The organism is Pseudoalteromonas sp. 1181_04 (assembly GCF_052850545.1).
The window spans coordinates 272,796-299,713 of sequence record NZ_VXCS01000001.1 but is presented as its reverse complement, the minus strand read 5'-3'; the positions used below and the strand labels follow the sequence as shown (position 1 = coordinate 299,713).

Sequence of the window (26,918 nt, the reverse complement as noted above, 5' to 3'; positions counted from 1 at the left end):
AAGGAATATACGTGCTTGATAATAACTTTTCCTCAGAGCAGCTTACTTTACTATGTGCTGACTTAGCTCAACTAAGATTAATAGCCGATTTAACACTTGCACCTACGATGCCTTACTTTGCTGAAAAACCTTATCCAATTGGCCGCTGTAGAGAAATAAGAGACGAGGTATTTACATTACTACAAGCACAACTGCCGCACACAAACAAACCTGGACTTAGCTTATTAAAAGGTCTTATTGCACAGGGCAATCCTTTACAAAAAGCCTGGGGTTCACTGCGGGATGAGTATTTTCAAAACGCATTTATTATTGGTCCTTGGTATATTGATGTTTCTAACGACACCGTGAATGCCAATAAACCCAGAGTAGAGATTTTGCCTTTAGCGACATCAAACTTTACCCCAATTAAAGATTTTACTCAGTTTGTAAAAATAGCCCGTAACTATTGGAAAGTTGAGGTGTATAGAAATGATGTATGCCCAGCACTTGCGCCTTATATGCCACTTTTATGTGTTGGCGATAACGGTACTAGCTGGCTAGGAGCTGCAAACGACGACATGCTAAACATCGCAATAAACAGCCAATTTACCCAATCAAAAGCAATATTAAAAGTTCTGCCAAGCCCACCAAAAGAAATAATACAGCGCTGGCAATCGCTGTTATTAAACTTCACTCACGACCCTTTATTGATAACAAAAGGAGATGCAATCATCTTTTGTGATGAATACAGTAAAAAGTTACAGCACCCCGATCTAGCACACAGGGATGCCGCTGTGATTGCCTATTCATCGTTACCAAAGTCAGTGTGATTTAGAATATCAGTGCAACACTCATTGTAATGATGTGTAATAGAAAAGCCTGCCCTTGTTCCTATACTCCTTAATGAGTAAAGCAATTAGCTTTTACTCGCCAACCTATTAAAACAATTTAAGGAGAAATTTATGGCTACATTTAAAGTGAATATCCCAGCAGGTCCAATCTGGGATCAAAAAGATGCTGAAGAAAAAGCACCTGCCGTTGCCGCAGCACATCAAGGCACATGGACAGGCCAATGGAATACCGTAGTAGAAAGTCAAATGAGTGTTGTTGAAGTTGAACTTGAAGTGGCAAACTCAGGCAGTAACTCATTCAAAACTACTGTATTAGCCGGCCCTCTTTGGAGCAATGACGAAGCCCAAAAAATAGGTAAAACAATCGCAGCTTCATACGGTGCAGAGTTTACGGGTGAATGGAAGACTATCGTAAATGGTGTGATGAGTGTTATTGAAATAGAGTATAAATTCTAATTAGTTAGAATTTATAAAGCGCTATGACACCTAGGCTTATAGCGCTTTAACTAACTGTTAGTTAGAACGCTTGCAACCCCTGCCATGCCAATTGCAGTGCGAGTAAGGTTAAAACAACCCGAAAAATACGTTTAAACTTATCGGCAGAAATACGCTGTAATAACTGTAAACCAAGCCACGTGCCAAGCGCACCACTGATGATCATTGCCGCAACTAAAGGCAACCACTGCCAAAACGAAAAACCTACAAAGCCATACAAAATAGCTTTAAAAGTATGTTGCACACTCATACAAGCGGAAAAAGTAGCGGTATATCTTAGCTTTTCATAATTATTAACATACAAACAACTGCCCACTAACGGGCCACTTGCGCCAACAAACATCGATAAAAATGTTGTCACAGCACCAGCTGTACTGCGCCATAAAGCTGAGGTTTCACGCAACTTTGGCGTCATTCCCCACAATAAATAAAGTACAAACCCTGCCACGACAATTTTCATAAATTCAAGTGGAATACGTGTCACAATAGCCGACGCAGCAAACGCACCAATAATCCCACCGAGTGAAAAGTACGCAAACATACTTTTATCAAGGTGCTTAAAAGTCAGCATAAACCTGTTGGCATTTGAGCCCAGCTGCACTAACCCATGCACCGGAATAACAATACTCATAGGCAATAACGATGCCATCACCACCAACAACATCAACCCGCCACCAGCACCAAAAGCCGCCGAAATCATCGACGTTACAGCCGATAATATAATAAGCCCAATCACGCTGAGCGGCGTTAATAAATCGCCAGCTAAAAATTCCATATAAGATCACTTGGCAAGTAAAAAATAATAATGACGTTAACATGAGTAAAAATAAGATGCGAGTACCTAAAGCACCAGTAAAATGAAGCGCTTATTTCAATAAAATAAAAATAAGCGATGAGCTATTAAAACAATAAAACACTTCGCCTTAAACATAAAAAAACCCGCAAAATTGATTACTCAAATTTGCGGGTTTTTTAGGGTTTTTAAATCAACGAATTTAAAAACCGATATTGGTGGAGCTGGGGGAAGCCAAACCAAACAAATAACCCTATGTTATTAAAGAGATAACGATATTTTAAACTTCATATTATGGTACTGGCTGTGGTACTACCAATTCGCTGTCGGAAAGGGATATGAACCGCCGTCTGAAACACTTTAACCAAATGAAAAATAACAAATAATACTTTCAGCAGTTGTATATTATCGTGTATGTTCGAAGATTATAGATGCTGTTCCTATTCAAAGCAATATTTATGCTTTTTACAGCAGTTTTAAGCCGTGTATTTTTTCACAATGAGGTGTTTTTATGACAAGTGATCAACCGACTACAAATGAAATTGAAAGTATTTATATTGATGGCCAACTCGTTCACCCCTTAGATATAGAAGACCCTGATGCGTTTTTTACAAATTTAGTGCGGAATGAGCTTGAAGACTATTTAGTAGAGGAAATACAACAACTCGATAATCTAACAGCAGCAACTAATGTCTTTAATAAAATGGTTGATGAATTCATTAATTACGCTGTAACGACTTATCTTGGGCACGTAGAAACGGACTCTGTAGCTGTATTACAAGAAGAAAGCACCATACTACAAGTTATTGAAGATTATCGTGAGGCTGATGCAAAGCTAGGTGCAAATGAACTTAACTATAATAACTTAGACATTTTTGATTATGCGGGTGATTTACTTAGAGGGCTGGGAATTCCAAATTTGGGATTAGCTATAAAAGCAAAGCGAATTGAAATTATGATTCGCGAGCAAACACAAATTCAACTTGAAAAAATAGGCGGGCTTAAACATTTAAATGATGAAGCTATTAAACGCGGCAGGCAAGGTGGTCAAAACAAAGCCCATAAACAAAAAGAGCTTGTATTTTTTGTTTTAAGGGAATACGAAAGTAACTATATGAATTCAAAGCATAGCCAAGCGCGTGCTGCAAAAATGATAAAAGATAAATTAAACGAGCACATACAAAACACATCAGAACTAAGGGCACAAAACCAGCCATTTAGCGAAACCTCTGAAGCCGTTTTAAAATGGATTTCTAACTTCAATAGTTACATGAAAAACCAAGTATGGCCGCCAAAAACCTCATCTGCGGTTAAAGAGTATTATGAGTCTAGGTAATAGGCCTTTGTATGGTTTTGGTATTAATGCCGCCTCCCTTTACTAAATTGCCAATATTACGAAAGTTGCTCTGGATGAAAAAGGTACGGCTATAAAGCCGTACCCACTGTACCTCCGTTATTTTTTGCCTTGGTAATTAGGGTTATTTGGGTTTAACTGATTACCACGATTATCCTGCGCTTTTTGATACGCAGGGTTATTACCTGAAGTACCTTTATTACCGTTATTTTGATTAGCTTTGTGATTGTTGTTAGACATAAAAATCTCCTTAGAAGTTAAAAGAATAAGTTCGATTTTAGGAGCTTCAGCGATTGCTAAAGCTCCTTCAATCGTCGAATATCCATTTTAAAATTTTTAAACGCTCTACAATCACTTGGGGTGCTTGGCACCGTTACTTTTATACCTGAAGGTGTTATTAGTCTTGGGTGCCTGCCTTGTTTGATAGACCACCCTTTCTTCTTCAACAAGCTGCGCACTAGCATATTTATATCTTTGTCACTGCTATACTTTTTCATTAACAAAGCCCTAAAAGAGTAACTTTGTTTATTGACGTATAACACTGCTTCTTAGCATCACTAGTGCCACAACGAAAATTGCAGCTTTCAGTCATCTTACAGCTAATAGTGAGCTCTTTAATGTTTGTCATGTAAATCTCCATTTGTTGCTGACAAACACAGATTCACCTAGTGCAATGCACTAAAAAGCATTATTTTTAAAATAATTACATTTTTTGAAAATAATCTAGCAAATCATCAAATTCCTCAGCCTCTTTGTGCTGGGCATGGATATGTTCAATGAGTTGTTTAACACTACTATTATTGGCCTTAAATTGGTTTGATAACGCTAAGGCCTTATCTATATCATTATTTAGATAAGCCAAAAGTAAGTTATCTGTAGCGCTAATAAGTGCGGATTGGGTAAGGAGAGCATGAAGTAAACTCAGATTTTTACCTAACACAAGCTGTGGGAGTGTAGCAAAGGGATTTGGAAGCCTGATAGAGTAAAGATCCATCTCACTTGCCAAGTCATCAATAAATTGAACTGCGTTTTGATTACTAAGAGCAACTCCCATTAAAGAATTATTCTCAGCAAAAAGCAGTTTAATCGTTTTTACAGATTCAGCTCTAAAGCGCCTGTCTTCGAAAATCTTTTTTACGTCTTTAGGATCAGTAAAAATAGCATTCAGCAATAACGCGTTAAACAACACATCTAACTGCCCTTCAGCTAGATATTGCTTAGATCTTTGAACAACTTTCTCAGTATTAACTTTGATAAGCTTATTTCGCACTAAGGAATTAGCTTTGTCTTTTAAGTATGGACTTTCTTTGGCAACTTCAATTCCAAATAAATGACGAATTGCATCGGGGATAGTTAAACCACTAGCCATTGCAAAAAGCCTCTTTTAGCAAGCTACTTGCTTTAACTTGCTCTAATTGCTCTGTACTTAATGATAAACCAACTATTATTTGTGCTAAATCGAACCAATTAAGAGTTCTATAATTACCATACATGTTTTTACATTTTGGTGGAGTCTTAATATATTGCTGTAAAACACCTATACAATAACCTGCTCTCATGGCTTCAGACATTGAAGTATGTAAAGCTGCATATTTACCTGTTTCTTGCTTTTTATTGAAAATTTCAATCACCTCTCTACATGATGACTGTAAAAAGGCTGTATCGTCTGGCTGAAATAGCTGCTCTTTTGCACCTAGGCTACTAATAAACAAACAGCTTGTAATAACTAAACTTTGAACTAATTTCTTCATACTAAAAACTTCCATGTTAATCTATCCCACTAAACTTGCTGATTCAGATTTTTCAGATGTTCCATCACTAAAAGTATCTCCTGCTTCCTCTTTTGGTTGTTTTTCCTTATTTAGATAAAAAGGAGGCAGTGGAGTTCCTGCGTAGATAGCCGCAATTATAACCAATGACGATAGGAAGGATTCAAAGTCAGCATGCCTATCTAGAATTTCAACTCCCAGTACACCTTGGTCTGCTAACTCTATAATCAAATAGACTGCATAAAAGAACATATACAAAAGCTCAGCGAAAGCGACAACAAACACAAAGCGTTTTATAGCTCTCCATTTTGTCCATTTCAAATTAAAGCAACGATTATAAAAACGCCAAACCGCTGCAATTAATAAAATAAAAAGCCCTAACTCCACCAAGTCTAAATCAGATAAACCGGCATCATACTCAAAGAAAGAGAACGGTATTAACAGTAAGCTAGTAACTGCAATCAGGCTTATAACTATATAAAGAAAAACAACTGTAAAACCACGGGCGAAATGCCCAAGCAAAATATCAACGGTATTAAGAAGTGATTTCATTTTCATCCTTGAATTTATTAGAAAATATATTTTTCAATATCATCCCTTGTTGCATAATAAAGGTCCAGAAAAATATAAGTAGATTGATTATTAAAATCAAAAAGGCAATAACATGGAAGACTTTAAACACTTTGATGAAATAACACAGATGGATGACAGGCACCGGCTAATGGGCTTAATTACAGGAGCTCTCATTAGCCTTGAATACATTTATAAATACTTAGAACAAAAAATTACACACAAACGTACATAAAGAGGTCAAAAATCCGTTCAATGTGCTTATGAATATGGCTTTATATACATATTTTTCTTACTCCTTAGCGCCAGAAGTTAACTTCAAAACATACACTCTTTTTGAACTTTCATTACGTATATAAATAATAAGTGGTATAAGCCACAACCTAAACGATTAAAGCTAGTCAGATATTAAATCCTTAAAAGCTAGAATTATAGAATCCTCATGAACTCCACCAAAAAAATTCCACTGTAAATATTCTGTAAAGATCTTCTCCGCTTCAGCTCCTAATTTATACCCTAGATGTTTATATGATTTATAATGCGCACCAATAGGCATGATGTGATCAAATCGAAGAATTGAAGGCTGCCCATAACTATGAGGCAACTCATCATATAAAAATTGCTTATACTCAACATGTCTCACCCGTTCAACAAACAAGGGATTATAACCAGCCCTTTTCTGACTGTTAGCAATCCCGTAATAAGGAGCAACAATAATAGTAGGAGCAGTTGAGTGATTAGCCATACCTTTTGTTATTGCTTTATCTATATTGTCTCCTTCACCGGAAAGAACAATACAGGGACGTTTTTTTGATCTGAAAGCGCTCCAATATTCATTTGGTAAAGCTCTAGGCATTCCTGCGACTGGTAAAGTTACTTCTGCTAAACTTTCGCCAACTTTAAGTGGCTTTACAATGACATCTGCTTGATTATGGGCCCTAGGGTCCTTTCTGCCAATTGGTTCAAATTGATATGGTACTTGATCAACATGCGGTATAAAGGCTTCAATTAAACTGCCTCTTACAACATCCTCTGATTTTACCCACCAATCATCCACCAAGTCCTGTAGCTTAAATTCTACTTTTGAATTATCTTTCATAAATTCCTTTTCTAGCAGATGAAGTCCAAACAGATGAGTCAAACTCAACAACAATCTTAGATTCTTCGAACTTTTTCACCTCAGACTCATCTAGCATCGAAATACCATCAAAAAATACCTCGTCATATTTAGGCGAAGGTGAAGGATCAATTAAATATTCAGTTTTAACATGCTCTTTTAGTTTATTTTTAAGGGTTGAAATACCTTCTTTTATTTTTTTCTTTTTTTTGTTTGAAAGCTTTACTTCAATAGACATTTCTAAGTATTCATTAGTCTTTAATTGATCTAAATGCTTACCTAATGATGAAAGATCAATTTTTTCATTCGGGGATGTTTCTAGCATTGGCTCGGTACTGTATACATAATTAAGTAAATCAGCTGTATTACTACCAAACTTTTTAATGTAAACCTTCAAATTTCTAGACACTACTGGTGGGATAACTCTCTCAATTTGTTCAAGTAAAAATTTATCTCTTTTCTCAAAGCGTAAGAAATCATCATCACTGTATTCACTTTCAAACTGATGCTTTATAGCATTAATACCTTTCATCGAATAATCTATACGACTATGTGCAAGGCTACTCCATGGACCAAAGTTATAAAACTGCCATTCTATTCCCGAGAACGATTCCCCACTATTTCTTTTTGCATAAAAGTAATCAGCTAAATATAAATATTTAAGAAGATGAATAGGGCCAAGCCTTGCATACATGAAATCATCAAGTTCCCCCGCAACAAGCAAAGAGTATTGAAAAACTTCTTCTATCTTTTTGATAGTTGTATTCTCTTTCAACTTATCCCCCTACACTGTATAAAAGGGTGCGATTTTAGCACGAATTTCAAACAAAAATATATCAAAGCTCAAAAATCAAAATCGCCATTCGAATTTACCTGCTGATACAAATTTGATTGTTGGATAGACATTAAACTTATATCTAATGCAGAAAGTGTAGAACTGTAATAGTTTCGACTATGCATTTTAATTAAAAGGTCAGACGGGTAGCTATTTGTTTTTAATAAGTTACAAGCTTTTCCTTTATCCTCACCTAAGAGAATAATATTAGCCATTAACTGACTTGGAGAAGTTAACAAGTCACTTTTTGACTGACCAACAACAACTAATGGTCTCTTATATTTAATAATTTCTCTTGATGCATGTAGACTCCCGCCTTTTTCTCCACTTTGGATTAAAACTACACCAGCTGAAAGAGCTGCTTGTATTTTATCCCTTTGGACTAATTGAGCAGGACGTACTGTAATGCCATATGGATATTCTGATACTAATGCTCCATCAGTTTCTAGTATTTTTTCTGCAAGTCCCATATTTTCTTTAGGGTATACATTAATATCGAGACCATGAGCTAATACCGCGGTAGTTTTTTTTCCCGCACTGATACAAGTCTCATGTGCAAGAGTATCGACCCCTTTAGCTAAACCGCTAACAACATTCCAATTATTTGAACATAACCATTGAGTAACTCTACTAGCAATTTTCATTCCATTCGGTGTTGGATTTCTAGTTCCAATAACAGCTATATTTTTTTCATTCAAAAAATCGAGTTTCCCTGATACATAAAGAATTACAGGGCTGTTTGCTATATTTCTGAGACTAATTGGGTAATCATTATCTAAAAAAGATACTATTTTATGACCAAGCTTTTCTGCTATTTCAACCTGCTTTTTAGCAATTTCTTTGCCTAAGCTGTATGATTTCATATTTATAACCGGAAATTTTCTGCTTATCAGCTCGATCATTTCATTTGACTCTAAATGAATAAACTCTTGAACCTCTCGCAAAGTAGCTGGCCCAATACCTTTTATAGCTTTAAGGGACAGTAATTTAAACGTCAAATGTGAAATTGAGGTCACTTTATTAACTCCGTCAATTTCCTTGTAAATGAGCAGTTCTTGCCATGCAATGACCAATCATGCGATAAATAAAACCCATGCGCCCCGTACTTTTGTACCAGTTTATTATTACAATTTGGGCAATCTGCAACTTCGTGGGCCTGAGTATGTTTACAAGTAAATGATGTTTCATAATACCCGCTACATCCCCAAAACGAAATTCCCTGCTCATTTTCAAGCATTCTCATTGGCCTATGACATTTTATACAAGCCTTTTGCGGTCCTATTGGGTTAACTGTTTTAGCGAGCGTTACAGCCAAAAAACGCTCAATCCCCTTCTCTTCTAATAACTTTCTTGCTCTGTTTAATGTCGCACCTGTTGTCATCACATCATCTATTACTATGACCTTTTTACCTTCTATTAATTCAGATAGTTTCTTATCTATCCATAAACTTCGTGTAATCTCAAAGTCTCTATTATCTGCCCCCCCAACAGTTTTAAGGCTTTTTGCATCATCAGTAAAATAGAAAAGTCCTGGTAAAAATAGATATTGGTTTAATGATGCTCGCTCATAAACTTTTTGTAATAGTTGCTCTAATCTAGGTGGCTTACCTTGCTTAGAAGGAATTACTGTTATCACATCAAAGTCTTGATGTCCCTTATATACAAATTCCCCAATTCGCATTAAGATAAATTCAAATATATCAACCCAATAATTAGGTACTGAATAATTAAACTGGTTCTCTTGTGAATCTTTCTGACTTATGTCCTTAGAGAGCTTATGTCTAGCTCTTAAAGAAGACGTTATTTCTGACTTATTAGTAAAATAACGTCCGAAAGTAATAACTTCTAATCTATCTCTACCTGGCATTATTACATCGCCATTCATATCAAGAGGAGCAAAATAAAACTTTTTTCCTTTAATAGCAGATAGATCCTCATTATGAGATGCAGCCTCAGCAAGAAATATTAAATTTTCAGGAGAAGGTAATTGCTCAATTAATTCTTTGGTAGAAACAACACAAGCTGGCATTTGGTGAATGTGTGTATTAGCCCAAGAAGGTGCCAAAGGTACAACACCGGCAGCATAAGAAGCATCAACGTCAGATTGAAGGTCTCCAATATAAAAAACTCTATCTTTAACTTCTGAAACACCTAAAGCTTCACAAGCTTTATTTATTCCTGTTGCATGTGGTTTTATTCCAGCAGGTCCCACATCATTATATGTAACAACCACCTTAAAAAAATGAGAAATGTTGAAGTGATTGAGTATGATATCAGTGTACCAGCCTGGTGAATTTGTCACTATTGCCATGGGTACTCTATGCTCTGAAATTCCTTTTAAAAGTGGTACAGTAGTTCGGTATAACCGAGTTTGAGGTAATAATTTAATAAGCTCATTTCTATCTGCATGCACACGAGCAAACTCAAGTTTATCCGTACCCAATAAAGTATTATCTAAATCGAAAATCACTGCCTTAATTCTACCCATTTGCATATCCCTTGCTTAACAGTTATAACTACATTACTGGTGTATAAATTTACACTACTTTCTCTTGCACAATTAGAACTAATTTTTTTAAATTTGACCACACCTATACAAGAATTACTAGTAATAGTAATTTAATTTGATGGCATAAGCTAAATAATTTGAAATTTTAATTATGACTGCGAAAACACTAAACCTCTGTAAATTAAAACAACGATATTACTTTATTAAGGACAAATTAATTTGAAAAGTGAACTAGTGAACATTTGTTATGAAGGAGCATCCGGTACTTCTGATATAAGAACGCTCATCCACGATGAGTTATTGCATATTTCATTGAAAGACATATTAACAACACTTAATAAAGAAAACCGAGAGCTCAATCAAGAATATCTACCTAAATTAATGGCAGGTTTACTGAGATCTCAATTAGAAGCGCTAGATGTAGATGAATACATATCCGTACCTGCATTAAACCCAAAGTTTTTAGATGAAACGGAAGTATTTGTTACTCAACCAGGACTTTACAGAGTTCTGTCAAGTGACAGAAGCCAAGCTGGTAAACGCTTTCAAAAATGGCTTTATCACGATGTTATTCCATCACTAACCAAGCATGGGGTATACCCACCACCACCTGAAGCAAAAGGCTCATTGCTAACTAAAATGGCTGAAGTTGTTGCACAAAATTCAAGAATTATAGCCGATGCTTTGGCAAGACAAGATGAACTAGAGCAAGATGTTCAGAAAGTAAAATCAACTCTTGGCAATGTTGTAGATAAAATCAACTCAATTGAAAAGAAATTTCCTGAAGATCAATTTATTGTTACTGTTCGTAATAGATGCGATTCACTTGATATACCTTTAGATTCAGAGACTGAAAATCATCTTGTTGCTTGGTGCGATAATTTAAGCTTAAACCAAAATAAAAGAATTAAGAGGTGTGCTTCGGGATTGAGGTTAAATAGTCGCTACCACTTAACAATTATTGATGCTGCTATTAATTTAGTATTAAAGTCAGAACAATAGCTCAATTTCATCCGAAAAAACTTAAGCAGAACAGTACTGGCCTAGAGATAAATACTGTTCTGAATAACTTGAATATATTTCAATAAACCTGACTACTATATATTCCTTTGATGAAATTAAATCTCAAAAGCATATATTTCTCTATGCTTTACTAAATAACTCAAGTGATTACTAGTCAGCCAATTTATTTTCATTGACCCATTGATAGCAAACTTTCCAAGTAAATCTCGACACAAATTTTGTCTGATTAGAATAACTCCATTTTTACCAAAGGATATTATCCCTTTATCAAATAGCTTATCTAATGTGGGGAAGGTATATCTAAGCCATTAAATTTATAGAATTTTTAAATTAATTAGAATGTTGCGAAGGCAAAATATGGGAAGTTATTAAAAGCTTTCTATATTTAATATTTGTTAGAGCACAAGTACCTTACCAATATTTCAATACCTCTTTTCTAAATTTGCCTGCCCAACCCTTGCTTTTACAATAGCTTCTCTTTCAGCACCCATTGCTATACTTTTACCAGTTCTTTTAACAATTCCATATTGAACTTTGACAGCCTCTTCACCAACTAAATCGAGTAGAAAGCCACCAGAAGCAGTAGGTAATTTAATCATACAATCCTGAGAAACAGTATGCATTTTGGCAAAAAGCCTTGTGTAACAAAAATTTAGCTATGAGGTGTTCAATTACAAAAACCAACATACCTTTGATTTTGCAGGTACTTTTCTAAGGGCAATGGGGTTGGAAATTTAGGGTTATCTATACTTGCACAAAAAATGAAGATACTCGTCTGTGAACGAACTACGAATTATATAGAAAAAAGAGGCTGTGTTTTTTGTTTTAAGGGAATACGAAAATAACTATATGAACTCAAAGCATACCCAAGCTCGAGCTGCAATAATGATAAAAGATAAAACCAATGAGCACATCCATAACACACCTGCGCTAAGGGGCCCAAATCCAGCCATTTAGCGAAACCTATGAAGCCGTTTTAAAATGGATATCAAACTTTAGTAATTACATGACAAGCCAAGTATGGCCGCCAAAAACCTCATCTGCTGTAAAAGAGTATTATGAAAATAGATAAATTAAATTGCCTAAACTATAATCAATTTAAGACGGATTTCATGAATTATAAAACATTTTAAGAGGAAAAATAATGGAAGGAAATGTTGATTATGAGTTCGTTGAGCTCAATTGGAAAAAATATCCTATTCAAGCTCTAGCATACAAATTTAAGCTAAGCCCAATTAAATTTATGCAGTTAATTCGTAAGAAAGGGATTTGTAAAGAAGTCCAACCTTTTGAAATCGAATACATAAATAAAAAAATAAATAAGCTCCCATTATCTGAAATAAGACAGCAACTTGGAGTAACAAAAACACAGCTAGACCAGCTAATTAGAGGGAAACTATCTAGTAAAAGCACTAGTACATCTCTACTATCTCTAGACGATGTTATTTCTAAAACCAAATGGCTGGTAGAAGGTAAATTAAAATTGAATTTAGATGACTTTTTACCTAGGACTATTACAAGTAAACAATTTTATGAAGCTGATCTTTATCACTGTATTAAATTTGCTACTGCACTGAAAACAAAAGACAGCTACTATAAATCTTTTTCAGCTATCGCATTCCTTATATGTAAAACCTACCCTTCTTTATATAAGCCATTTCAATTTAGGCATTCGAAAACTAATGACTATTTCAAAGGGAAAGTAGGTAGAAAGAATTTAATTAATGCCGCTATTTGGGTCATTGAAGAGAAAATGCATCTATCACTAGAGGGCCTAACAGCCCTATCTAGTAGTAAATATTTCCTAAGGTCTAGAGATTTAGCATTTTATGGTATCAGCAGCCACTGGTTCAGAATGCATTTCAACTCGCATAATGAATTCATAAATTCAATTTTAAGTAATTTTCAAATTACTAAACACGAAAACCCAACAACAAAACAGCTCAGAGAGATACTATTAGAAAGTGGCCGAAATATCGACAAATGCGAACTAAAGTCTTGTCTATTAAAATGCGAAGCACCTGAAATTCATCATATAATTCCTAGGTCAATTCGAACAATTAAGCCAGAAAAGCTTCATGCTCCTGACAATTTACTCGTACTTTGTTCAAAGCATCATACCCAGGCACATCAATTTGATTGGCAAAAGTATAGTTTTGAGGGAGCTAATTTAAGAGATGAATTAATGCTATTCTTAGAAAGTAGTATTAACTAGACAAGCTATGAGGCATTATTTTTGCTGTTTGCAATTTTCTCTCTAATGCCGCTTATAGCTTGCTTCCCTATTTCCTTTTTACTCTCCGAAATAGGTTTAATAGCTTCAGGCTTATGAAAGCTTGCTTCGAGGCGTTTTTTAGCCTTCATAGCTCTTAAAGTAAAAAATTCACTGGGAATAGCAATATCGATTAATACTTTTAATTCATAGGCACTTACTTTATGTTTTCTTGAGACATTTGTTATAACTATCTTCTTCTCACCATACTTCCCAACAATACAATAAACAGCATTATAAGCTGCACGACCAAGCGCAAAATCATCCGTAGGGGGAATATTAGCTTGGTATTCTTTTACAAGTTCTGAATTCATTAACACCTCTATTTTAAGTGAAGATCAACGATTAATGCTTCAGTCAATATTACATGAGAATTATAAAGTGCTGAAAGTGGAAAGTTATAATTTTGTAGTTTTCGTTATAAAGGTAGCTTGCTACTGCACTAATCAATAATATTGCAGATACATATTTTATCAGATAACCAACTAATTTTATTAAAATCAGTATCACTATAACAGCATCTTTAGTAACTTTTTCAATTGCATACAACTACCAAGGTCTAGTTCAAAACCCTCGTCTAGCGCAATTTTACATTGTCACCAAAAACTCTTCACTTAAAGGTTCACTACCGGTGATTGAACGGGATTACCCCTTCCTTTTAAAATAGTTTTAAGCTGTTTGTGCTTTTAAATTCAACCAGTCTTCTTGTTTTAGCTTGTTCCAAGCAGCAAGGATACGGGTGGGCTTCATTTCCGACTTTCTAGCATTCCAGCTATGTACTGTATTAATAAGCTCTTCATCAGTAATGTTATTGCCTTCTAGCTCATTCGTTGCAACCCAATGCACAGTTGAAAGTAGCTCCATACCGTTTTGCGACTCAAAGCCTTCTATTAGCCTAGCTACTTTATCAAATCGTTGCTTTGTGTTTGGGCATTCTTGCAAATAGTTAATTGCTTCGATAGCCGCATCATCTTTTAACTCTATAGGCTTATCAGGCTTATTTATACCATCTACATAACCGGTAATAAAGTGACCTTCCATTTTGTCTAGTACATGGCGCAGCACATCAGCAGAAGGGCCATAATGATGTTTTTGAAATACCACTTTGTTTAAAGGTTCCCCCGCCGCAGTTAAAAAATACACAAGCTTTTGCACTTCAAGTAGTGATAAACGATACCCAAACCCTGTAGAGGTATAACGCTCAATCAACCCCAGTACTGCGGCTCTGCCTTGCGTCATTTCAGGTCTTTTAGTTTTATTAGGCACAGCCTGGGCACTTGGTGCATTTTGTGGAGGATAAACGCGCCACTCAACGTCTGGCAATTCATTTAAAGAACGCTGTATTAGTGAATTTACATCATTCCAATCTAAGCCCCCTAAGCCGCTTCCCAGTGCTGGTAAAGCAACTGATTTAAGGCCTAATCGTTTTACCTCAGCTTTTAAGCTGTTAAGCCCTTGCTCTATATATTCAAGCTTAGACTTACCTTTCCAATGCGCTTTAGTGGGGAAGTTAATAATGTAAAATGGTGCATTAATAGAGTTAAGCTCAACAGTTAACAGCTCACCTGTTATAAGTTCTTTATCATTACAGGCTTTTTTGTATACTTTAAAATTATCAGGAAAGGCCTTTTTAAATTGTAAAGCAAGACCTTTGCCCATTACACCCACAGTGTTAACTGTATTGATAATAGCATCGGCCTGGTCATGTAAAATATTGCCTGTTTGATAAGTAATCATAAATAACCTCTAATAATACCACTCAGGTTGAATAACAACCTTTGGCTTATGCTGAGCATTCTGAAGCAAAGCATTAACTTCATTTGCAATCGCTTGCGTCTTAACACCAATTTGTTCAATGGCGGTCCATTGTACCGATTCAAAAGCTAGAAACTCAGCTTGTTTTTCTTCTTTAAAGTCTTGCCAATACCTTTCATTAATAATTTTTTGAATATTTAACTCTGCCATTCTAGTAAAATCATCGATCTGTTCGGCATAATCTAAATCAGCATGAATGTCAGTGAAAAAACAATGTGGGTTATTCAAGCGAATCGTATCAACGTCACTAATTAAGTGTAGCACTCGTTCTTGCCCATCGTTGAAATCTTGGTGTCCTTTATAGATAACAAATAGCATAACCGAACGAGGGCAAAAATTAAATGGAACATACTGACCTATTGTTCCACCTGCGGCGACATTTACAGGTCGTATAAGACGTCGTTGTTTAATGTGGGTATAACCAATATTTTGATTAACTAAGCCCAACTCGATGCGTTTAGCATCAGACCACAAGCATGATTGCTGTATAATACCATCAAGATTGTCAATGTGTGTGATGTGTGAAACTTTTACAGTCATATATTCACTCTTGGAAACATATTAGGCCGCTTATTAACGTATATATCTAACTCTCTTTTTCTTACCATCCAACTAACTCTTTCTTCACAAGCATCAGTTTTGACAAAAATTGAATTAATGTGGCTAGCATCTACCACTCCTGGTGCAAGGCATTCAGCCATACAAACACTTTTACTGTTCGCATCACTATAATCTCTTTTATTCATTTCAACCCAATCAATAGCTTCCATTCCTTCATCGTATGACATTAACGAAATCGTTTCATTAGCCAATGGGTGACGTGGTATCACTTCCCAATTTTGTTCTTTAGAGTGAGTTCTCAAAATGCCAAGGAGTACAAATGTCTTCATTGGATTAGCATGAACGACTCCACCATCAAATGGATTATTGACAAAAAAGTGAAAAGGCACTTTCTCATCAAGTTTAAATCGCTTTCTTTTCTCAAGTATCTCTGAGTCTGCAACATCAGAAAAACCTTCAAGCTGGCATCTTGGCTTTATACCTTCACTTAATATCGAATCAAGATTAATTATATCTGTCATGTGATAGATAAGTTTTTGGTTTCTTATATCTGGCCTTTCAAAACTCATATACAGCCTTGTAAATTAATTTAATACATTACTCTAATGCTCTACATTGCCTGCACAGAGTTAGCTAAACGCTTTTCATGTCCTAGCGGTGTGGTGTAAAAGCGCTGCTCTATACCGTAGAGCAAGTATTTCAGTTCATCATCAGAGTTGATTTCAAACTTACTGTTTTCTTTATCAAACGTTAGCTTTTGCTCACAGTAACTATGAATATACGAGTACATTTGATCTCGTTCTTCAACTGGTAGTGCCGCCAGTGTATCCATTGCCAATGCGATTCGTTTACGATTGGGCTTCGTTACTTTAGACGCATCATAGCCATCAGAAAGCTCAATAAAGTCCTCCTCCAAGAACTTTGCAACCTCTTCTTTTGTTGCTTCTTTGTAGAGCTCATCAATACCTTTAAAGATGCTAGATATTGTAGCTAGACTCTTAAATACTAACTTGTCCTGCGCTTTGAAGTAGACAGCATCAGCAACTTGATTAACAACTAAACGCTTTTCAGTACTTTCAAGTTCCGCAGCTTCACCGAAAGCAATCATCTTCTTTGTTACAAAGAGAGAAGGTGTTATTTTTTGGAAATAAAAATCATCGCCCTGAATACCTAGCAACAAATTAATGCTACTAAATTTATCTTTTGGGAGATCAACATAGCCCTTAGGATCAAATTCCGTTTCCAATATATCAAGGCAATATGGTTGCTCACTAAAGTTATCAATTTTAAACCATGAATCTTCGTCTAAATTATGATCAGGTGCATATTCAACACAGGCCTCGTCTGTAACGAACAATTTATTAAACAGTGTTTTTTCTGATAAAAGTTTAAAAGTTTTCCTTTTACCGTGCCCTTTAATTTTAGCTAGTACGTGATCCATCAACTATCTCCGTTCAATAAATGTGTAATTATTAATTCGATGAGCTTCCTCAATAACTATTTCATCAGCGGTTTTGTATTCATGCCTGCTGATCAAAAAGATTGCTCCACCATTTTTAGTTTTTATATTGTAAAACTCAAACCCAAACAGTAAAAAAAGAGGATTAAAATATAATGCCTGCGATAAAAATGTAAAAACAAATAAAACGCCATAAACAAAAAACAAGGTTTCCCAGTTCATAATGCTCAAGGCAACAAAAAAGTAGCCTAAATAGCTCGGCAAGAAACTATTATTTGCGTGCTCCATATCTGTAACTTGACCCGTTTTAAAGTCATCCTTACCTAGGTATCGACTTAAATAGATACTGACCCCTGTAAAAATAACGGGCACTGTAAAATAAAGCCCATAAGACACCATATTATGCATTTCCACAAGGAACGTACAATCATCAAAAAAGTGTCCTAAAGTATAAGCTTTTTGTACTAAAAAAATAATCACCAGTAACGAGGTAGCATTAAATGTTAGTAGCAATCTAAATAATAAATTCATTCAACCTAATCCTTTTCTGTTGGCAAAATTAAAAGCTTAATCTTCTAAAATAAAATCTTGTAGATGCTTATCTACTTTGATTCTTAGCTTGAAAGGAGGGATAGTAGTACCCTCTTTATCCTCAAAGAATGCTTTAGCTTTATTTATATCAACTGTCGCTTTTAAGTTATCGAATCGACCAAATTGGTTTATGTTTTTCTCATTAATTACACTGCCCATTAGTTCAATTAAAAGCTCTTTATCAACACCTAAAGCATCAACCAAAGCATTAATTTTGGCGTTTTCTACGTTGTTTTGATAATCGTTTATGTAATCTCTAAAGCTATGCCCATCGACTAACTTAGCATCACCGCGCTGTAAATCATGCAAAAATAATTTAGTGTACTTTTGCTCATTTTGAGTCAGTGATGAAAACGACTTGTGTAGTTCGTTAAGTGTAAGCTCAATATTTGCTTTATCCTGGCCCTGATTTAGCTCTTTTAAATATTTATCGAAGCGACTATTCATATAGTCGGTATCGATTTTACCGGTGTCAATTTCAGTTAAGTAACCGCTAATATCAAAAGGTACTTCACCGCCACCAGCGCCGCCACCATCACCTGAACCAGCAAGTTCTTTATAGCGCAGCACTAAGCTCAAGTAGGTTTGCTCATCTATCGCCAGCGTCACCTCACGCTCATTATTGTCACCAAAAGTGTGGGTAAGCTCTTCCCAGAGTAAGCCCTGTACTTTTGCTGCCTCTAAGTGCTGGTTAAAAATTTTGAATAAATCTGCAAACTTAGCGCAGGCTTCTAGATCATCAGGTAGCTTTTCAAAATTTTCAACGCCAGCACTTTCAAATAGCTCTGTTATATCTGCCGCTATTGTGTTCATAGCTTCAAGGTTACTTTCTAAGCGGTCAACAAATAAGCCGATAGGGCGATCACCAGAATACAGTTTCACCGCGTCGTTAATGTGCTGTTCCATTGTGTGAGGATAGCGGTAATAACGAATAATCCCGTGTGGTTTATCCGGCCCAAATAAGCGATTAGTGCGTGAGAAGGCTTGAATAATATTTTGATATTTAATCACCTTATCTAAATACAAGGTATTGAGCCACTTAGAATCAAAGCCTGTTAGCATTTGATCTACCACTATAAGTAAATCTAACTGCTTTTCATGTTCTGTGTGTATGCGCTCATAGGGCTTTTTATGAGCAAGACGTGCGGCTAAATCTTTTTTAAACTTACCATGTTTTGCAAAATCAAAGTCTTGTCCATAGCGTGCATTATAATCTGCCATAATTTCGTATAGGCCATCACCTTTAAAGGTGGGCCCACGATCGCCGCTACCGTCATTATCAATATTTGGGTCAAACAAAGCCGATATTTTAAGTTCAGGCTTGGCCGCTTTTAAACGGCGGTAATAGTCAATGGCTTCAGCAATACTGTTGGTGGCTAAAATGGCATGGAATTTATTAGCCTGACTTAGCACATCCCATTTATCTAAAATATCACTCACTACTTCTTCTTGGTGGGCATCTGTTAAGTATTGGCTTTTAGGCACGTAATCTTCAATGCCTTTATGGTATTTACCTGATGCATCTTTTTTTCCTGCCATAGGCACATCATTCATAAAGTGGTTAAACTTTTTCTTTTTCGCGGGGCTGCTCATGGCATCAGCCACCGAGTCAGCTTTGGCTTGGGCTAGAGCCACCTCTTTTTTTAAGTCGCCATCTTTAAAGGTGGGCACTTTATAAGGGTCAAAACCTAGCACGTTGCCGTCACGAATCCCGTCAGCAATACTGTAGCGATGTAATTCATTACCAAAGACGGTGCTGGTGGTATTCCCGCTTTTTTCGTTCTCTTCTTGAATGGGTGTACCAGTAAAACCAAAAAACAATGCACTGGGGAAGGTATGCTTAATCGTAATCAACATATCACCAAAAGTTGAGCGATGAGCCTCATCAATAATGAACACTAAGCGCTTGGCTTGTATTATTTCAATATCGGCAGAATTAGTAGCAGTGCCTTCATCATCAACCGCTTCAAAAATATTACTCATTTTTTGAATAGAGCTAACTATTAACGTTTCAGCCGGATCAGTACTTTTTAACTTAGAGATTAATACGCCAGTATTCTCTGTTGCTTGCACGTCTTCACCGTCGCCAGCAAAGTTACGGTACTCTGCAAGTGATTGAGTACCTAACTCAATTCTGTCCATCAAAAATATAACTTTGTCGGCATCTTTAGATTGCGAGATTAATTGTGCTGACTTAAAGCTGGTCATGGTTTTACCTGAGCCTGTGGTATGCCATATATAACCCCCTAATCGCTCGGTATTCGAGTTTATTTGCTTCCAATGAGTTTTAGCCACTTTATCGGATATCGCATTAGCGGCGTAATACTGATAACTACGCATTACCTTAAGTACACCGTCGGTATCATCGGCCACGGTATAAAAACCAATAAGTTGGTGTGCCATAGGGATAGACAGCAAGTCAGACGCTATATCTTTCCAGTAATTTTTGGGCTCATTCATAAAGTCGGCCCAGTTAAATTGGTAGTCAGAGTTAAACTTGCCATCTAAGCCTGGATTGGCAAAGTATTTGGTCTCATTCGGCTGCATGGCTACAAACACTTGAATCAATGAAAAAAGCCCACTAAAAATGCCTTCTTTACTGTATTTTTCAATTTGATTTACAGCTTGGCTTACCGGTATACCACTGCGTTTAAGCTCTACATGAATAACGGGCATACCGTTAATTAATAACAGCACATCGCCACGCCTGTCGTTACGCAAAGGGCTGCCACGTTCAAATTTTGGTTGTTGTACTATTTGGTAACGGCTTTGGCCTGCGGCTATTTCTTGGCGGTCGTATATTTTTAGGCTAACCTCTTTACCTAAACGCTCTGGGTGAGCGGGGTTGTCGCGCTTAATTGCTACCGTTTTACCATTAATTAAACCATTCAGCTTTAGCGGAGTTTTAAGCTCTTTTATCTGCTCAATAATCTGCTGCATCTCAGTTGTAGTTAGTGGTACATCGTTTAAGCGGTCTTGCTGGCGGTTATTCTCAAATAAAATATTCGCCCAGTTTTGCAGTAAATCAACCTCGGTTTTGTTTTTTAATATTTCTGCTTCCCAACCTTTATGGGTAAGTACTTCAATAAAAGCCTGCTCAAATTGTGCTTCGGTTTTAAACGTAGTCATGTACATTCCTTGTTATACAAACATTTTACTCAAGCAGGCCTGCTTGATGTTTTTGAGTTTAGTGATTTGTTGTTGGTGTTGGTTGATTAGGGTGTCGAGTTTTTGAAAATAGTTTCCGATAGCGGTTTGTTCTTTTTCGCAAGGTATAAGAATTTTCATGAGCCCAAGTTGCTTACCCGAAATCTCTAAAAACGTCGAGCCTGACGCATGTTTAAGTGCAAACTCTTTAATCTGTTTACCTGTGGAATAAATGAAATAAGGTGAAAGCCCTTCTTTCACAACAAAGGATTGAAATCCCTGATTAGTAGCACCTGGTCTGGCAAGAATAGCCATATCACCTATACCAGCTCTACTAGTAAATAGAACCGTATTACCAGCAGGAAGTATTTTTGCAGATGAACTTTTAAGACCTAGAGGCGTAATTTTTTTCTGACTACCTTCAGCATACACATTGTCGCTAATTTCAGTAGGCGAATACCAATCGATATCACCGTTCCAAAATTCAGATATTGAAGTGCTAGGAGTGCCGCCGCCAATAATGTCAGCAACATCAGTACCCAGCTCTTTCTCTTCCCACTCCCCATTAAACCCCTTAAAGCGGATTTCTGGGATCATTTCACCTCGTTTAGGGAACATCTTTTCCAGCATGGCTTTTTTAACATTGCTGAGCTTGTCATGCTTTTTTTGATGTTGGTTAATTAGACTATCTAACTTTTGGAAAGTGTTGCCTATTTCATTAGATTCCCTTTTGTCTGGTGGACAGTTAATGGTAACCAACTTAATTTCATTCATATTGATTTTTTTGGGGAATGCAATATGGAGAGTACGAAGCCATATGTCTCTTTGCACATATGGTGAAGCAATAGAGCTTTTCAAAAAATAGGGGCACAATTGTTTATACTTCAATAATGCCAGTGTCACGTAATACGCTTTGTCATCATCAGTTTCGACAACGTTTGCTGTGCCTACATCCCCTATTCGAGTCATTAGTACATCGTTTTTTTTGGGATAGACCTTAAACTCTTCATTGAAAGCTTTTTCTGAAATAAATTTTTGTGAATTTAATGTCTTTATATTCTCAGCAGAAAGAAACATTACTCCACTTTTTGTATACGCTGGCGTTTGATGTGTTCCATCATATACATCGGTAATTTGATCCAGGTTGAAACTTAGCCACTCATCACTAAAGCAATTGAAACGAATCTCAGGCACTTTCTTTTCTACTCTCATTTATTCACCCTTCAACAAGTTTGTGAGTTCTGCTAAGCCTTGCTGATCAAACTCGTTACCGGTAAGTTCGACCATCATTTTCGCCAATTCTTGCTCAGTAGTTTTTATCTCACTTGCCACTTGCGAATAAGTAACCGCATATTTATTGGCTAGAGCTTGCACTTGGCTGGTGAGCTGGGTAATAACTGCGCTTGGCATCGCCGCGAGCTTATTACTTAATGGAGTAATCCATTTGAGGCGCAGCAGTTCAATTACCTTCTCGTTAGATAAACTCTCAATTGTTGTCTTAGTTAAAAGGTGCAGTGCAATAGCGGCTTCTTTAACTACTTTTTTAAGCGCTTTTTCTTCGTCAATAAGTTGGTTAGCGTTAATAATTTTCGCTTTATAACTTTTTTCAGGGTCAGCGCTCTCAGTTAAAAATTTAACTTTGCGGTCTTTTTGCTCTTTTAGGAAGGCTTTAGCCGCTTTGCCCACTTCTGCATTTACAAAACCGTCTTTGTCTTCTTTTACTGTACTCTGCTCTTTATCTTCTTCACTTAAGCTTTCTAAAACTTCTTCAAGCTGGCTTGAAATTTCTGCAAGGCGGGTTTCTTGATCTACCAAGGATTGCAATTCGTCACTTAGGTGCGTTTGCTGCACTAAATCAAACGGCAGTATATGACCTTTCCAAGGCGTATTAGCATCTTGCACCTCAACTTCTTTGCTATTTTGTTTTTTGATAACCATATTAGCAACTACCTGTTTAGCAGCAGCAAAGCCTTCGGTCTGCATCATTTCTAAATCGGCACTAATAGTTTGCCATTGGTTATTTTGGTGTTGATAGGCTAGGTATTTATCAATAAGTTTAATAGGCGCCAAGCGCTTAAAAAGCTCTTCACTGAGTGAAGCCTCTATTTGATTGAGATTAACCGTTTCCCACTTTTTAATAAGTGTGGTGTGTAAATAGTCATCGTAACCATTAAATGCTTGATTATAGGTAGTGATAAATTCACGCACTTGTGGGTGGTCGCTAATGGTGGCGTTCACATCTTCTTTGGCAACTGTAAGCTCACTATAAGCGGCTGACTTAGGCGTAAACAATGCTGAGTGCAGTTGCGGAAAGGCTTGCCAATAAGTTTGCAGCTCGGCAATTTCATTGTTAGGAATACCACCAAGCATAGTAGCGTGCAGGTCCCAACACTCAGCGGCAACTGAAGAATCTACATAACGCGGTATATTTAAGTTATACCCGTTTTTGCGAAGGGTTTGCTTGCTCACTGCCTTTGAAAACTTATCGATATTTTCACGGTTAATAACCGCATCAGTCACTCGTTTTATATCACTTGCTTGTAGCTTGTTGTTTTTACCTTCTTTAATAAAGTGTTTAGAGGCATCAACTACTAGCACATCGGTATTTTGTCGCTTTTGTTTAAGCACAATAATAACGGTTGGAATGCCTGTACCAAAAAAGATGTTAGCCGGTAAACCGATAATGGTGTCAATATGGTTATTTTCGATCAGTTGTTTACGTATTTTACCTTCTTCGCCACCACGGAATAAAACACCGTGTGGCAGTACAATAGTCATAATGCCATCGGGCTTTAAGTGATAAAGATCGTGTAGTAAAAAAGCAAAGTCGGCTTTGGTTTTAGGTGCAAGGCCAAAACGCGAATAGCGAGGGTCGCTGTCTTTAAAGCTTGGGTCCCAACTTTGTGAGTAAGGCGGGTTTGATACAACTGCATCTACGTATAAAGGGTTGTATGTAGCAAGCGGATCGCTTTCATCAAAGTATGGCCAGTCGTCTTCTAAGGTATCGCCATTACGGGTAGTGATGTTGTCGGGTAAAATACCGCGCATAATCAGATTCATACGGGTTAAGTTGTAGGTGCTCTCTTTTAGCTCTTGGGCGTAGTATTTAATATCGTCTTTACTTTTTGCATATTTTGCAACTGAGCTACCAATGTTTATTAGTAATGAGCCTGAGCCACTGGTTGGATCGTAAATTTCAATTTTATCTTTATGTTTTAGTTCATGCGCTGTGATTTCTGACATGAGTAGTGACACTTCGTGAGGTGTATAAAACTCACCGGCTTTTTTACCTGCATTGGCGGCAAACTTTTCAATTAAGTATTCGTATATGTAACCCAGCACATCGTAACCAACATTACCGCCCATAGGGATGCTTTTAATTAGGTGTAGTAAATCACTTATCGCTTTAGTTCGTTTAGGCGCACTTTCACCTAGCTTGCTTAAGCCTGTTTCTAGTGTGGTGAAAATACCCTCAAATAGTTTTTTATGATTAGGGTGAATAAGACGGCTAAAAGCAGAAAGTGCATCGCGCACGTTAGATTCATCAAAGTCTGATTTTGGATCAACCCAAGTAGAAAACAGATTATTGTAAGATATAAAGTAACCTAGGTTGCTTTGCACATATTCTAGGGTTTCAGGGTCGTCTTCGCCAAGGGCTTTAATTTCATCTTCGGTCATGCCTTGCTCTTTAACAAAGCTAACCAATTGATCACTCACATACTTATAAAATATAAAGCCTAAAATAAAGTCTTTGTAGTCGTTCGCTTCAATTTTCGAACGCATTTGGTTGGCTGATTCCCAAATTTTGGCTGCTAGTTGTTGCTTATTCATAAATAAAACTATTTCCTAATACTTAAGTAAAACGTAAACAAAGAATGTTGCTTACGCTTCGAAAAATTCTTCGTCTATTTTTTTCAGGTGTAATACCTGCTCGTCTCTGCTGCCAATATTGTAACGCAGCATGAGCTTTGCTAATTCTTTACCATTTATGAGGACTATACGCATACCTAGGTCTTTGGCTGTTTGCATGGCTGATGGGGTAAAGTCTGAGGTGGTAATAAAGATTCCTTTTTGCGCTTTTTTAAGGTTGAGAGCGCCAAAAAAGTCTCGTATATCGCCTGATCCAACATTATTACCTTGTGCGTATCGTTTAGCCTGAATGTAGATTTGATCCACGCCTAGCGGGTCTTGGTTAATAACGCCATCTATGCCGTTATCTCCTGATTTGCCTAGTGCATGTGCTGCGCCTTCGCCGGTGCCACCGTAACCCATAGCTAGCAGTAATTCGATTAGTAGGTTTTCAAAAAAGGCTGGTGTTACCTTACGTGTGCGCTCAATAATTTCTTCGGCTAGAGCATCGTTTATTTTACGATACGCTGAGCGGAGTGCTTCATCTGGCGTAATATTACTTTCAGGCTCATTTGTAGCTCTTTCGATAGTACTTTGCGTTTCGGAGGGCTCGTTATTTTTTTGCTTAAAAGCAACAAACTCATCAAAGCGCTTTAAGTACTCGTTATTTATATCTACATTATCTTTTAATGCTTCAATACCGCGAGGCGTTATTACAAAATGCGCTCTGCGTGTAACGTCAAGCAAGCCTGCCTTTGTTAAGTAGGTTCGGGCCCAGCCAACACGGTTATCTAATACAGATTGCTTACCACTAGGTAGTGTTTCGGTGCGCTCTTCATCGGTTAAATTAAACTGCTCAGCGAGCTGATTAATAACATCACGTAATTTTACTTCATTAACTTGCCCATCGTGATGAGCTTTATACGCGATTTGAAGAAAGGGCCGCATAAACTCTTGGTAATTTGGGATCATCCGTTATCCTTTTGTTTTTCTATCCAGGCTTCTATATCTTCACGCTTAAATCGCCATGAACCACCGACTTTAAAGCCTGGCAGCTTGCCCTCGCCAGCTAAGCGATAAGCTGTTTTTTCATTAAGCTTTAAGTAAACCGCAAGCTCTTGGATCGTTAGTATTTCGTCACTCATTGATTTATCTCTAACTGTGAACAAAAGTAGAGTATGAGAAAATTGCGGAATGGTCAATTTAATGCTGTAAAACACTTTTATTATCGCTTTTTGCTACTGCGGCATAGAAGCTCGGTTATTAAGCCCGAGCTGAACGTTATTTCTTTTATATAGAGCTTATAAGACGATTTTAGGTCTAGTTACCCTCTTTCCCCTATTCTTTCTATTATCCAATCATCAACTTCTGACTCAAGCCAGGCTACAGATTTTGCACCTAACGATACTTGCTTCCGGAATGTCCCTTCAGAAATAAATTTATAGATACTTGAGTGGCCAAGTGATGTTTTTTGTATAACTTCTTTTAATTTGATTAAACGCATGAAATTTCTCCGATTAGTTATTAGTACATAACCTTTCCGGAATCAGTATTTTGATGCCCTTCAAATAAAAAATAAATATATCAATAGATTGCACCAATTAAGAGAAATTAAAAATGCAAGGTCAAATGTCGTTATATGAATTTAAACAACGAATAAATGATGAGCCGATAATGCAAGTCATGAAAATAGTAAGTAAAACAATAGCTTTTGCTATCACTATAGTAACTTGTCTTTTATGGTAAATGTACTAGTTGCACCGTTTCATCAAGCAGTAGGCTAAATACACTAGCCCAGTCTTTGCGTGCCAGCGGCTATTTCGATGATTTAACAACATTGGTCGTTATGACAAACTTTGCCAAATGACAAAAAATTTGTCATTTTAATTAGCTAATTATTCACTCAATGAATAATTTAAAATTATATTA

At 36.7% G+C, this 26,918-nt stretch carries 27 protein-coding genes; 5 read left to right on the top strand and 22 right to left on the bottom strand.

Features of this window, described 5'->3' with window-relative positions:
* Nucleotides 1–11: 11 nt before the first annotated feature.
* A complete protein-coding gene (locus FW757_RS01315; RefSeq protein WP_145242932.1) occupies nucleotides 12–809 on the top strand; it encodes a hypothetical protein in 798 nt (265 codons plus the stop codon).
* A 132-nt stretch (nucleotides 810–941) separates the two neighbouring features.
* A complete protein-coding gene (locus tag FW757_RS01310; protein ID WP_149980783.1) occupies nucleotides 942–1,286 on the top strand; it encodes a mannan-binding lectin in 345 nt (114 codons plus the stop codon).
* Nucleotides 1,287–1,347: 61 nt separating this feature from the next.
* Here the strand turns inward: FW757_RS01310 and FW757_RS01305 are convergent, their stop codons facing one another.
* Nucleotides 1,348–2,100, bottom strand: a complete 753-nt coding sequence (locus tag FW757_RS01305) for a sulfite exporter TauE/SafE family protein (protein ID WP_446440785.1) — start codon at nucleotides 2,098–2,100, stop codon at nucleotides 1,348–1,350.
* Nucleotides 2,101–2,629: 529 nt separating this feature from the next.
* Here FW757_RS01305 and FW757_RS01300 point away from each other — a divergent pair.
* Nucleotides 2,630–3,454, top strand: coding sequence for a hypothetical protein (locus FW757_RS01300; RefSeq protein ID WP_446440784.1), 825 nt, complete (start codon nucleotides 2,630–2,632; stop codon nucleotides 3,452–3,454).
* A gap of 117 nt (nucleotides 3,455–3,571) precedes the next feature.
* On the opposite strand, the gene FW757_RS01295 is transcribed toward FW757_RS01300, so the two are convergent.
* The 8 genes from FW757_RS01295 to FW757_RS01260 form a co-directional block, all read right to left on the bottom strand.
* Nucleotides 3,572–3,712, bottom strand: a complete 141-nt coding sequence (locus FW757_RS01295) for an alpha-amylase (protein WP_182717125.1) — start codon at nucleotides 3,710–3,712, stop codon at nucleotides 3,572–3,574.
* Nucleotides 3,713–4,175: 463 nt separating this feature from the next.
* On the bottom strand, nucleotides 4,176–4,841 hold the full coding sequence (locus FW757_RS01290; RefSeq protein WP_446440783.1) for a hypothetical protein: 666 nt from the start codon (nucleotides 4,839–4,841) through the stop codon (nucleotides 4,176–4,178).
* Nucleotides 4,834–5,223: a hypothetical protein gene (locus FW757_RS01285; protein ID WP_446440782.1), complete on the bottom strand. Its 390-nt coding sequence runs from the start codon at nucleotides 5,221–5,223 to the stop codon at nucleotides 4,834–4,836. The genes FW757_RS01290 and FW757_RS01285 overlap by 8 nt, the downstream gene beginning before the upstream one ends.
* 21 nt (nucleotides 5,224–5,244) lie before the next feature.
* The gene (locus FW757_RS01280) at nucleotides 5,245–5,793 is read right to left on the bottom strand and encodes a hypothetical protein (protein WP_446440781.1); all 549 of its coding nucleotides are present in this window, start codon (nucleotides 5,791–5,793) and stop codon (nucleotides 5,245–5,247) included.
* A 415-nt stretch (nucleotides 5,794–6,208) separates the two neighbouring features.
* Nucleotides 6,209–6,910 carry a hypothetical protein gene (locus tag FW757_RS01275; protein ID WP_446440780.1) on the bottom strand — a complete coding sequence of 234 codons (702 nt, stop codon included), beginning with the start codon at nucleotides 6,908–6,910 and terminating at the stop codon, nucleotides 6,209–6,211.
* Nucleotides 6,900–7,703: a hypothetical protein gene (locus tag FW757_RS01270; RefSeq protein WP_446440779.1), complete on the bottom strand. Its 804-nt coding sequence runs from the start codon at nucleotides 7,701–7,703 to the stop codon at nucleotides 6,900–6,902. Before FW757_RS01270 ends, FW757_RS01275 begins: the two co-directional genes overlap by 11 nt.
* A 68-nt stretch (nucleotides 7,704–7,771) precedes the next feature.
* A complete protein-coding gene (locus FW757_RS01265; protein WP_446440778.1) occupies nucleotides 7,772–8,779 on the bottom strand; it encodes a DNA-processing protein DprA in 1,008 nt (335 codons plus the stop codon).
* Complete coding sequence (locus FW757_RS01260) at nucleotides 8,776–10,251, bottom strand: HAD hydrolase-like protein (RefSeq protein WP_446440777.1); 1,476 nt, start codon at nucleotides 10,249–10,251, stop codon at nucleotides 8,776–8,778. Before FW757_RS01260 ends, FW757_RS01265 begins: the two co-directional genes overlap by 4 nt.
* 240 nt (nucleotides 10,252–10,491) lie before the next feature.
* Between FW757_RS01260 and FW757_RS01255 the strand changes: the two genes are divergently transcribed.
* On the top strand, nucleotides 10,492–11,274 hold the full coding sequence (locus FW757_RS01255) for a BRO-N domain-containing protein (RefSeq protein ID WP_446440776.1): 783 nt from the start codon (nucleotides 10,492–10,494) through the stop codon (nucleotides 11,272–11,274).
* Between the two features lie 443 nt (nucleotides 11,275–11,717).
* Here the strand turns inward: FW757_RS01255 and FW757_RS01250 are convergent, their stop codons facing one another.
* Nucleotides 11,718–11,894 (bottom strand): hypothetical protein, encoded by a 177-nt coding sequence (locus tag FW757_RS01250; protein ID WP_446440775.1) that lies wholly within the window; start codon nucleotides 11,892–11,894, stop codon nucleotides 11,718–11,720.
* Between the two features lie 545 nt (nucleotides 11,895–12,439).
* On the opposite strand from FW757_RS01250, the gene FW757_RS01245 reads away from it, so the two are divergent.
* Nucleotides 12,440–13,510, top strand: coding sequence for an HNH endonuclease signature motif containing protein (locus FW757_RS01245; RefSeq protein ID WP_446440774.1), 1,071 nt, complete (start codon nucleotides 12,440–12,442; stop codon nucleotides 13,508–13,510).
* Between the two features lie 5 nt (nucleotides 13,511–13,515).
* Here the strand turns inward: FW757_RS01245 and FW757_RS01240 are convergent, their stop codons facing one another.
* The 12 genes from FW757_RS01240 to FW757_RS01185 all read right to left on the bottom strand — a co-directional run bounded on the left by FW757_RS01240 (nucleotide 13,516) and on the right by FW757_RS01185 (nucleotide 26,493).
* Nucleotides 13,516–13,881: a hypothetical protein gene (locus tag FW757_RS01240; RefSeq protein ID WP_446440773.1), complete on the bottom strand. Its 366-nt coding sequence runs from the start codon at nucleotides 13,879–13,881 to the stop codon at nucleotides 13,516–13,518.
* Between the two features lie 355 nt (nucleotides 13,882–14,236).
* A complete protein-coding gene (gene darG, locus FW757_RS01235; RefSeq protein WP_446440772.1) occupies nucleotides 14,237–15,304 on the bottom strand; it encodes a type II toxin-antitoxin system antitoxin DNA ADP-ribosyl glycohydrolase DarG in 1,068 nt (355 codons plus the stop codon).
* Between the two features lie 9 nt (nucleotides 15,305–15,313).
* Nucleotides 15,314–15,922, bottom strand: a complete 609-nt coding sequence (gene darT, locus FW757_RS01230) for a type II toxin-antitoxin system toxin DNA ADP-ribosyl transferase DarT (protein WP_446440771.1) — start codon at nucleotides 15,920–15,922, stop codon at nucleotides 15,314–15,316.
* Nucleotides 15,919–16,512, bottom strand: a complete 594-nt coding sequence (locus FW757_RS01225; protein ID WP_446440770.1) for a DarT ssDNA thymidine ADP-ribosyltransferase family protein — start codon at nucleotides 16,510–16,512, stop codon at nucleotides 15,919–15,921. The genes darT and FW757_RS01225 overlap by 4 nt, the downstream gene beginning before the upstream one ends.
* Before the next feature lie 41 nt (nucleotides 16,513–16,553).
* The gene (locus FW757_RS01220; protein WP_446440769.1) at nucleotides 16,554–17,384 is read right to left on the bottom strand and encodes an ATP F0F1 synthase synthase; all 831 of its coding nucleotides are present in this window, start codon (nucleotides 17,382–17,384) and stop codon (nucleotides 16,554–16,556) included.
* A 3-nt stretch (nucleotides 17,385–17,387) separates the two neighbouring features.
* Nucleotides 17,388–17,933: a hypothetical protein gene (locus FW757_RS01215; protein WP_446440768.1), complete on the bottom strand. Its 546-nt coding sequence runs from the start codon at nucleotides 17,931–17,933 to the stop codon at nucleotides 17,388–17,390.
* Nucleotides 17,934–17,969: 36 nt separating this feature from the next.
* Nucleotides 17,970–21,122: a type I restriction endonuclease subunit R, EcoR124 family gene (locus FW757_RS01210; RefSeq protein WP_446440767.1), complete on the bottom strand. Its 3,153-nt coding sequence runs from the start codon at nucleotides 21,120–21,122 to the stop codon at nucleotides 17,970–17,972.
* Between the two features lie 12 nt (nucleotides 21,123–21,134).
* Nucleotides 21,135–22,352 carry a restriction endonuclease subunit S gene (locus FW757_RS01205; RefSeq protein ID WP_446440766.1) on the bottom strand — a complete coding sequence of 406 codons (1,218 nt, stop codon included), beginning with the start codon at nucleotides 22,350–22,352 and terminating at the stop codon, nucleotides 21,135–21,137.
* Nucleotides 22,353–24,971: a type I restriction-modification system subunit M gene (locus FW757_RS01200; RefSeq protein ID WP_446440765.1), complete on the bottom strand. Its 2,619-nt coding sequence runs from the start codon at nucleotides 24,969–24,971 to the stop codon at nucleotides 22,353–22,355.
* Between the two features lie 51 nt (nucleotides 24,972–25,022).
* Nucleotides 25,023–25,961, bottom strand: coding sequence for a restriction endonuclease (locus FW757_RS01195; protein ID WP_446440764.1), 939 nt, complete (start codon nucleotides 25,959–25,961; stop codon nucleotides 25,023–25,025).
* A complete protein-coding gene (mads1, locus tag FW757_RS01190) occupies nucleotides 25,958–26,134 on the bottom strand; it encodes a methylation-associated defense system helix-turn-helix domain-containing protein MAD1 (protein WP_033103556.1) in 177 nt (58 codons plus the stop codon). Before mads1 ends, FW757_RS01195 begins: the two co-directional genes overlap by 4 nt.
* Before the next feature lie 179 nt (nucleotides 26,135–26,313).
* Nucleotides 26,314–26,493, bottom strand: a complete 180-nt coding sequence (locus FW757_RS01185; RefSeq protein ID WP_446440763.1) for an AlpA family transcriptional regulator — start codon at nucleotides 26,491–26,493, stop codon at nucleotides 26,314–26,316.
* Between the last annotated feature and the right edge of the window lie 425 nt (nucleotides 26,494–26,918).